General features: G+C 74.3%; 7 protein-coding genes. All 7 read left to right on the top strand.

The window, feature by feature from the left end; translation table 11 throughout:
• Positions 1-213: hypothetical protein (locus HGA02_RS06315; protein ID WP_210728239.1), on the top strand; the 213-nt coding region annotated here is incomplete at its 5' end.
• A 56-nt stretch (positions 214-269) separates the two neighbouring features.
• Complete coding sequence (metG, locus tag HGA02_RS06310; RefSeq protein WP_168678298.1) at positions 270-2,054, top strand: methionine--tRNA ligase; 1,785 nt, start codon at positions 270-272, stop codon at positions 2,052-2,054.
• Position 2,055: 1 nt separating this feature from the next.
• Positions 2,056-3,006, top strand: a complete 951-nt coding sequence (locus HGA02_RS06305) for a TatD family hydrolase (protein ID WP_168678297.1) — start codon at positions 2,056-2,058, stop codon at positions 3,004-3,006.
• 181 nt (positions 3,007-3,187) lie between these two features.
• The gene (locus tag HGA02_RS06300) at positions 3,188-4,378 is read left to right on the top strand and encodes a resuscitation-promoting factor (RefSeq protein WP_343035320.1); all 1,191 of its coding nucleotides are present in this window, start codon (positions 3,188-3,190) and stop codon (positions 4,376-4,378) included.
• A 324-nt stretch (positions 4,379-4,702) separates the two neighbouring features.
• On the top strand, positions 4,703-5,989 hold the full coding sequence (locus HGA02_RS06295) for a resuscitation-promoting factor (protein WP_343035319.1): 1,287 nt from the start codon (positions 4,703-4,705) through the stop codon (positions 5,987-5,989).
• 103 nt (positions 5,990-6,092) lie between these two features.
• Complete coding sequence (rsmA, locus tag HGA02_RS06290; RefSeq protein WP_168678295.1) at positions 6,093-7,046, top strand: 16S rRNA (adenine(1518)-N(6)/adenine(1519)-N(6))-dimethyltransferase RsmA; 954 nt, start codon at positions 6,093-6,095, stop codon at positions 7,044-7,046.
• Positions 7,043-7,748 (top strand): 4-(cytidine 5'-diphospho)-2-C-methyl-D-erythritol kinase (locus HGA02_RS06285; protein ID WP_168678293.1); only part of this gene is annotated, 706 nt, incomplete at its 3' end. The genes rsmA and HGA02_RS06285, both read left to right, overlap by 4 nt.

Raw genomic sequence — 7,748 nt, 5'->3', positions numbered from 1 at the left:
CAACCCGTCCCCGGCGGTGCGACGGAGCCCGCGTCGCCCTCCGACCGTGCCGGGTCGCCCGTGCGCGAGCCCGCGTACCGTCCCGGCGACACGCAGCCGATCCGCATCCCGCCGGCCGCGCGGGACGAGCGCGGCTGGGACGTGTCGGGCGACCGCGCGACGTTCGTGCCCGTCGAGGACGCCGAGGCCCGCGACCGCCTGTACGACGACTGACGCGCGCCCCGGAACTGCGACGACCGGGTCCGACCCGCTCACCTAGGATCGGGCGCATGTCCCGCATCCTGTCGGCCGTCGCGTGGCCCTACGCGAACGGCCCCCGCCACATCGGTCACGTCGCCGGCTTCGGCGTCCCGTCGGACGTCTTCTCCCGCTACATGCGGATGGCGGGCCACGACGTGCTCATGGTGTCGGGCACGGACGAGCACGGGACGCCGATCCTCGTGCAGGCGGAGAAGGAGGGCGTGAGCCCGCAGGCGCTCGCGGACCGCTACAACCGCGTGATCGTCGAGGACCTCGCGCAGCTCGGCCTGTCGTACGACCTGTTCACGCGGACGACGACGCGCAACCACTACGCGGTCGTGCAGGAGATGTTCCGCACGGTGCACAAGAACGGGTACATGGTCGAGCAGCAGACCATGGGCGCGATCAGCCCGAGCACGGGCCGCACGCTGCCGGACCGCTACATCGAGGGCACGTGCCCGATCTGCGGCTACGACGGCGCGCGCGGCGACCAGTGCGACAACTGCGGCAACCAGCTCGACGCGATCGACCTCATCAACCCCAAGAGCCGGATCAACGGCGAGACCCCGAAGTTCGTCGAGTCGACCCACTTCTTCCTCGACCTGCCCGCGTTCGCCCAGGCGCTCGAGCAGTGGCTGAGCACGCGGCAGGGCTGGCGCCCGAACGTCCTGAACTTCAGCCTCAACCTCATCGACGACATGCGTCCGCGTGCGATGACGCGGGACATCGACTGGGGCATCCCGGTGCCGCTGCCGGGCTGGGAGGAGAACCCGAACAAGCGCCTGTACGTCTGGTTCGACGCGGTCATCGGGTACCTGTCCGCGTCGATCGAGTGGGCGCGGCGCACGGGCGATCCCGAGGCGTGGCGCGGCTGGTGGAACGACCCCGAGGCCCTGTCGTACTACTTCATGGGCAAGGACAACATCACGTTCCACTCGCAGATCTGGCCGGCGGAGCTCATGGGCTACGACGGGCGCGGGTCGCGGGGTGGCGAGCCCGGCGTCTACGGCAACCTCCAGCTGCCCACCGAGGTCGTCTCGAGCGAGTACCTCAACGTCGCGGGCGAGCAGTTCAGCACGTCGCGCGGGGTCGTCATCCTGGTGCGCGACATGCTGTCCCGCTACCAGCCGGACGCGCTGCGCTACTACCTGTCGGTCGCGGGGCCGGAGACGCAGGACGCCGACTTCACGTGGGCGGACTTCAAGCGCCGGACGAACGACGAGCTCGTCGCGGGCTGGGGCAACCTGGTGAACCGGACCGCGAACATGATCCACACGAACTTCGGCGCGATCCCCGAGGCGGGCGCGCTGCAGCCGGTGGACGAGGCGCTGCGCGCGACGACGGCGGCCGGGTTCGGCACGGTCGGCAAGCTGCTGGGCGAGCACCGCAACCGGGCCGCGATCGGCGAGGCGATGCGCGTCGTGCAGGAGGCGAACCGGTACCTCTCGGAGACCGAGCCGTGGAAGCTCAAGGCCGACCGCGAGCGTCTCGGCACGGTGCTCCACACGGCCGCGCAGGCGGTGGCCGACGCGAACACGATGCTCGCGCCGTTCCTGCCGTTCGCGGCGCAGAAGGTGCACGAGACGCTGGGCGGGTCGGGCACGTTCGCGCCCATGCCGCGCATCGACGAGGTCGAGGACCTCGACGACGCGTCGCGCTCGTACCCGATCATCACGGGCGACTACGCGGCGACCCCGCGGTGGGCGTCGGTGCCGCTGGTCGCGGGCACGGCGGTCGACAAGCCGGTGCCGGTCTTCACGAAGCTCGACGACGCGATCGTCGAGGAGGAGATCGCGCGCGCCGAGCGGGCCTGACGTGGCACGCACGCGCGACCGCGGCTGGCCCCCGCCGCCGGAGCCGCTGCCGCTGCCGGTCGTCGACAACCACACGCACCTCGAGTCGGTGCTGGGGTGGGTGGCCGACGGCTGGCAGCGGTCCGACGGCGGCGCCGCGGTGCCGGACGCACCCGCGCCGACGCTCGACGACCACCTGACCCGGGCCGCAGCCGCGGGCGTCGACCGGATGGTGCAGGTCGGCTGCGACTACGAGTCGGTCGTCCTGACGGCGGACCTGGTGCAGGCGCACCCCGCGCTGCTCGGGGCCGTGGCGATCCACCCGAACGAGGCCGTGCTGCACGCGGGTGTCCGGGAGGTCGCGCCCGACGGGCTCGCGCCGGACCCGCGGTTCGTGCACGAGGACGTCCCGCTCGACGAGGCGCTCGCGCGCGTGGCGGCGGTCGCGCGCGCGACACCGCGGGTGCGGGCGATCGGGGAGACGGGGCTCGACTTCTTCCGTGCGGGCCCGCGGGGTCGCGAGGTGCAGCGGGAGGCGTTCCGGGCCCACGTCGCGCTGGCCAAGGAGCTCGGGCTGGCTCTGCAGATCCACGACCGCGACGCGCACGCCGAGGTCGTCGAGGTCCTGCTCGCGGACGGTGCGCCCGAGCGGACGGTGTTCCACTGCTTCTCGGGCGACGCGGAGCTCGCGCGGCTCGCGGTGTCGCACGGCTGGTTCCTGTCGTTCGCGGGGCCGGTCTCGTTCGGTGCGAACGACGACCTGCGCGCGGCGCTGCGCGAGGTCCCGCCCGGGCTGCTGATGGTCGAGACCGACGCGCCGTACCTCACGGTCCACCCGTTCCGCGGCCGCCCGAACGCGCCGTACCTGCTGCCGGGCACGGTGCGCACGGTCGCCGAGGTCACGGGCCGGTCGCTCGAGGACGTGTGCGCGGGCGTCTCGGCGACGGCGGAGCAGGTCTACGGTCCCTGGTGACCCCGGGGTCGCGTCGTCACGGGCGGTGCGCGCGCACGTCGGCGGGCGTCCGGGGTCCGGCCGTGGGTGGTCGGCCGGGTCACGGATCGGTTACGGTCGGACAGGCGTCCACGTCGGTCGCCGCAGGGTGGTCCGCGAGGGTCGCCCGAGCCGTCCCCTCCCGGCCCGAAGGACTCACCGCGTGCGCCCTGCCCACCCGCCCGTGACCGCTGCGCGGTCGCGCGCGCTGCCCGCCCTCGCGCGGGCCGTGGTCCTGGCGCTCGTCGTCGGCGTGACCAGCGCGTTCGCGGTGCTGCACAAGGAGGTCACGCTCGACGTCGACGGGCGGTCGGTCGAGGTGCAGGCGTTCGGCCGGACGGTCGCCGACGTGCTCGAGGGCAGCGACGTGCAGGTCGGCGAGCGCGACCTCGTGGCCCCCGGGCTCGGGGACCCGATCGCGCGCGGCGGGCAGATCGTCGTGCGGCACGGTCACGAGCTCCAGGTCGAGGTCGACGGCGAGGAGCGGACGGTCTGGAGCACGGCGCTCACCGTGGGTGAGGCCGTCGACGGGCTCGGCCTCCGCGGCGGCGAGGTGCGGCTCTCGGCGTCCCGCAGCTCGGCGCTCGAGCGCGGCGACGTGCTGCGCGTCTCCACCCTCAAGACGATCCACCTCGTCGTCGACGGCCAGGTCATCGACGGCCTGAGCAGTGCCGCGGTCGTGCGCGACGCGCTCAAGGACGTCGGTCTGGTGCTCAACGAGGGCGACAAGGTCTCGGTGCCGCTCGACGCCACCGCGGTCGACGGCCTCGTCGTGCTGGTCACGCGGGCCGGCACGGGCGGCGAGACGCTCACCGAGGCGATGCCGTTCGAGACGCAGGAGGTCGAGGACCCGACGCTCGTCAAGGGCAACAAGGTCGTCAAGACCAAGGGGCGCGCGGGTGTGCGCACGACGACGTACGAGCTGCAGGTCGTCGGCGGGGTCGTCGTCGGCCGGACGCCCATCACGTCGGTCGTCACCACGCCACCCGTGACGCAGGTCGTGCGGGTCGGCACCGCGGAGCTCCCCGACCCGTCGACGGTCGCGGTCGAGCCGGGCACGGCGCAGGCGATGGGCAAGGAGATGGCCGCGGCGCGCGGCTGGGGCGACGACCAGTTCGCCTGCCTGCTGTCGCTCTGGAACAAGGAGAGCGGCTGGCGCGTCAACGCCGAGAACAGGTCGTCGGGGGCGTACGGCATCCCGCAGGCGCTGCCCGGTTCGAAGATGGCGACGGTCGGCGCGGACTGGCAGACGAACCCCGCGACGCAGATCACCTGGGGCCTCAACTACATCAGCGCCCGGTACGGCACGCCGTGCGGCGCGTGGGCGCACAGCCAGGCCAAGGGCTGGTACTGACCGTCGGGGCCGCGCGGCCCTGACCTGCGGCGACGTCGAGGTGTGACCTCTTTCACCCCGGTCGGACCCCGGCACGGGGTTGGAGATCTGTCACGGTTCCGTTACGGTCGCGTGTCGGTCCTGCCCGTCCGGGCCTCCGTGTGCATCCGACGCACGGCGGTCGTGACGACGGCGCGGGACCCGCCCGACGGCTCGGACAGCAGCCGTCACGACGGCCGGATCGGGGATCCGGGACCGGTGGGGGACGGCCTGAGGGCCGACCTCCCGTGTGCGCCACGAGCCACGCGCCCACCGGGTGCCCTGCGAGGGCGCGACCTGGACCCCGTGCCCGGGCACGACGACGGCTGGAGCCTCGTGACCTTCACGACCCGATTCCGCAGTCCCTTCGCGCGCACCAGCGCCGAGTCCCCCCAGACGCCGGGGGACGAGACCCCGACCGCCACCGACGGTCAGGTCACCGCGACGAAGGGCCTCCGGTCCGGTCGTCGACTGGTCCCGCTCGTCGCCGCCGCCACGGTCATCCTCGTGGGTGGCGCGACGGCCGGCTACGCCCACGCGAACAAGGCCGTGACGCTCGACGTCGACGGTGAGGTCGTGCGCGTCACGACGTTCGCCGGCTCCGTCGACGGGCTGCTCGCCGAGCACGGCGTCCAGCTCGGCGAGCGCGACGTCGTCACGCCGAGCGGTGCGCTCACCGAGGGCACCGACGTCGTCGTGCGCCACGCGCGCCAGGTGACCGTCTCCCTCGACGGGACCGAGAAGCCGGTGTGGACCACCGCGATCACCGCCGACGAGGCGCTCGACACGCTCGCGTCCCGCGCGAGCGACGTCGCCCTCGTCGCGTCCCGTTCCGCCGCCGGCGGCCGCCCCGAGCTCGCGCTCGACCTGACGCTGCACGGCTCCGCCGACGTCCTCGTCGACGGCCAGACGCTGCAGACGCCGGACGGGGACGCACGCGTCGCGCAGGTCCTCGGCGAGCTCGGCATCACGCTCAACCCGCTCGACCGGGTCTCCGTCCGCCAGTCGCCCGAGGGGCGCGTGCAGGTCGTCGTGAACCGCGTCGCCGTGCAGGAGGTCGCCTCGACGCACGCGGTGCCGTTCGCGTCGAGCACGCAGGAGGACGCGAGCCTCTACACCGGCCAGCGCAAGGTCGCCGTCGCGGGCGTCGCGGGCGTGCGCACGCTCGTCGAGCGCGTCACGACGGTCGACGGCGTCGAGACGGCCCGCGAGACCGTGTCCGACCAGATCACGCAGGCCCCGGTCGACGAGCTCGTCAAGACCGGCACCAAGGCCCGCCCGGCGCCCGCGCCCAAGGCGACGTCGTCCGGCTCGACGGCCGCCGCCGGCCCGATCACGGCGGGCGGCAGCGCCGACTCGCTCAACTGGGCCGCGCTCGCGAAGTGCGAGTCCGGCGGCAACCCGTCGGCCGTGTCGTCGACGGGCAAGTACCACGGGCTCTACCAGTTCTCGGTGGCGACGTGGCAGGCGGTCGGCGGCGCCGGCCTCCCGTCCCAGGCCAGCCCCGACGAGCAGACCGCGCGCGCGAAGATGTTGTACAACCGCTCCGGTGCGGGCCAGTGGCCCCACTGCGGGAAGTACCTCTTCTCCTGACGCGCACCTGACGCGCTCCTGACGCCACGCGTCCCGACGCCCGCCGCCCCGCCCGGGGTCGGCGGGCGTCGGCGTCCCCGCGCGAGCGCCTAGGCTCTTCGCCATGTCGACCTCGCTGCTCGGGCCCGCGGAGATCCGGGCGCTCGCCGAGCGGGCCGGGGTGCGGCCCACCAAGACCCTCGGGCAGAACTTCGTGCTCGACGCGGGCACGGTCCGCAAGATCGTGCGGCAGGCGGACGTCGGGCCGGGGGAGCGCGTCGTCGAGGTCGGCCCCGGGCTCGGGTCGCTGACGCTCGGGCTGCTCGAGGCGGACGCGGACGTCGTCGCGGTCGAGATCGACCCGGTCCTCGCGCGGCTGCTGCCCGGCACGGTCGCGGAGCACGTGCCCGGGCTCACGGTGGCGCAGGCCGACGACCTGGACGGCTCGCCGGTCGTCGTGCTGCGCGACGCGGACGGCCGTGACCGCCTGACCGTCGTGCTGCGCGACGCCCTCGAGGTGCGCGAGCTCCCGGGGAAGCCGCCCGTCGCGCTCGTCGCCAACCTCCCGTACAACGTGTCCGTCCCCGTGCTGCTCACGTTCCTCGAGCGGTTCGACTCCCTGGAGCGCGCGCTCGTCATGGTGCAGGCCGAGGTCGCCGACCGCCTGGCCGCACCGCCCGGCAGCCGCACGTACGGCGTGCCGTCGGCGAAGGCCGCCTGGTACACGCACGCGCGTCGCACCGCAACGGTCGGCCGCAGCGTGTTCTGGCCCGTGCCGAACGTCGACTCCGCGCTGGTCCGGCTCGACCGACGCGAGCCGCCGAGCACCACCGCGGCCCGCGAGGAGGTGTTCGCGGTCGTCGACGCGGCGTTCGCGCAGCGGCGCAAGATGCTGCGCCCGGCCCTCGCGACGCTCGCCGGGTCGGCCGACGCCGCGCAGGCCGCGCTCGTCGCCGCAGGGGTGGACCCGCAGGCCCGGGGCGAGCGGCTCGACATCGAGGCGTTCGCGCGCATCGCCGAGCAGCTGGCGTCCCCCGCGGGCGCGGGTCCTGGCGGACCTGGCACAGTGGAGCCGTGACGCTGACCCCCGTGGCCCCGCTGCCCGAGCACGAGGTCAGGGTCCGCGCGCCCGGGAAGATCAACCTGTCGCTGCGGGTCGGCCCGCGCGACGAGGACGGCTACCACCCGCTGTCGACGGTGTTCCAGGCGGTCGGCGTCTTCGAGGAGGTCGTCGCGACGCCCTCCGAGACCTTCGAGCTCAGCGTGAGCGGCCCGCAGGCGGAGGTCGTGCCGACCGACGACGGCAACCTCGCGCTCCAGGCCGCGCGCCTGCTCGCCGAGCGCGTCGGGATCGACACGGGCGTGCACCTGCACGTCGTCAAGGACGTCCCCGTCGCGGGCGGCATGGCGGGCGGCTCGGCCGACGCCGCTGCCGCGCTCGTCGCGTGCGACGCGCTCTGGCGGACCGGCCTGAGCCGCGACGACCTGCTGGACCTCGCCGCGAGCCTCGGGTCCGACGTGCCGTTCTCGCTGACCGGCCACACCGCCGTCGGGTCCGGTCGCGGCCATCTGCTCACGCCGGCCCTCACGCGCGGCGAGTTCCACTGGGCGTTCGCCGTGCAGCACCGCGGGCTGTCGACGCCCGCCGTGTACCGCGCGTTCGACGAGCTGCACGGGCACGACGCCCTCGCCGAGCCGGACCCCGAGGCCGACGTGCCGCTCATGCAGGCGCTGCGGGCCGGCGACGCCCGCGCGCTCGGTGCCGCGCTCCACAACGACC

The organism is Cellulomonas septica (assembly GCF_012396155.1).
GTDB lineage: Bacteria > Actinomycetota > Actinomycetes > Actinomycetales > Cellulomonadaceae > Cellulomonas > Cellulomonas septica.
This window is presented reverse-complemented; position numbering and strand designations above follow the sequence as displayed.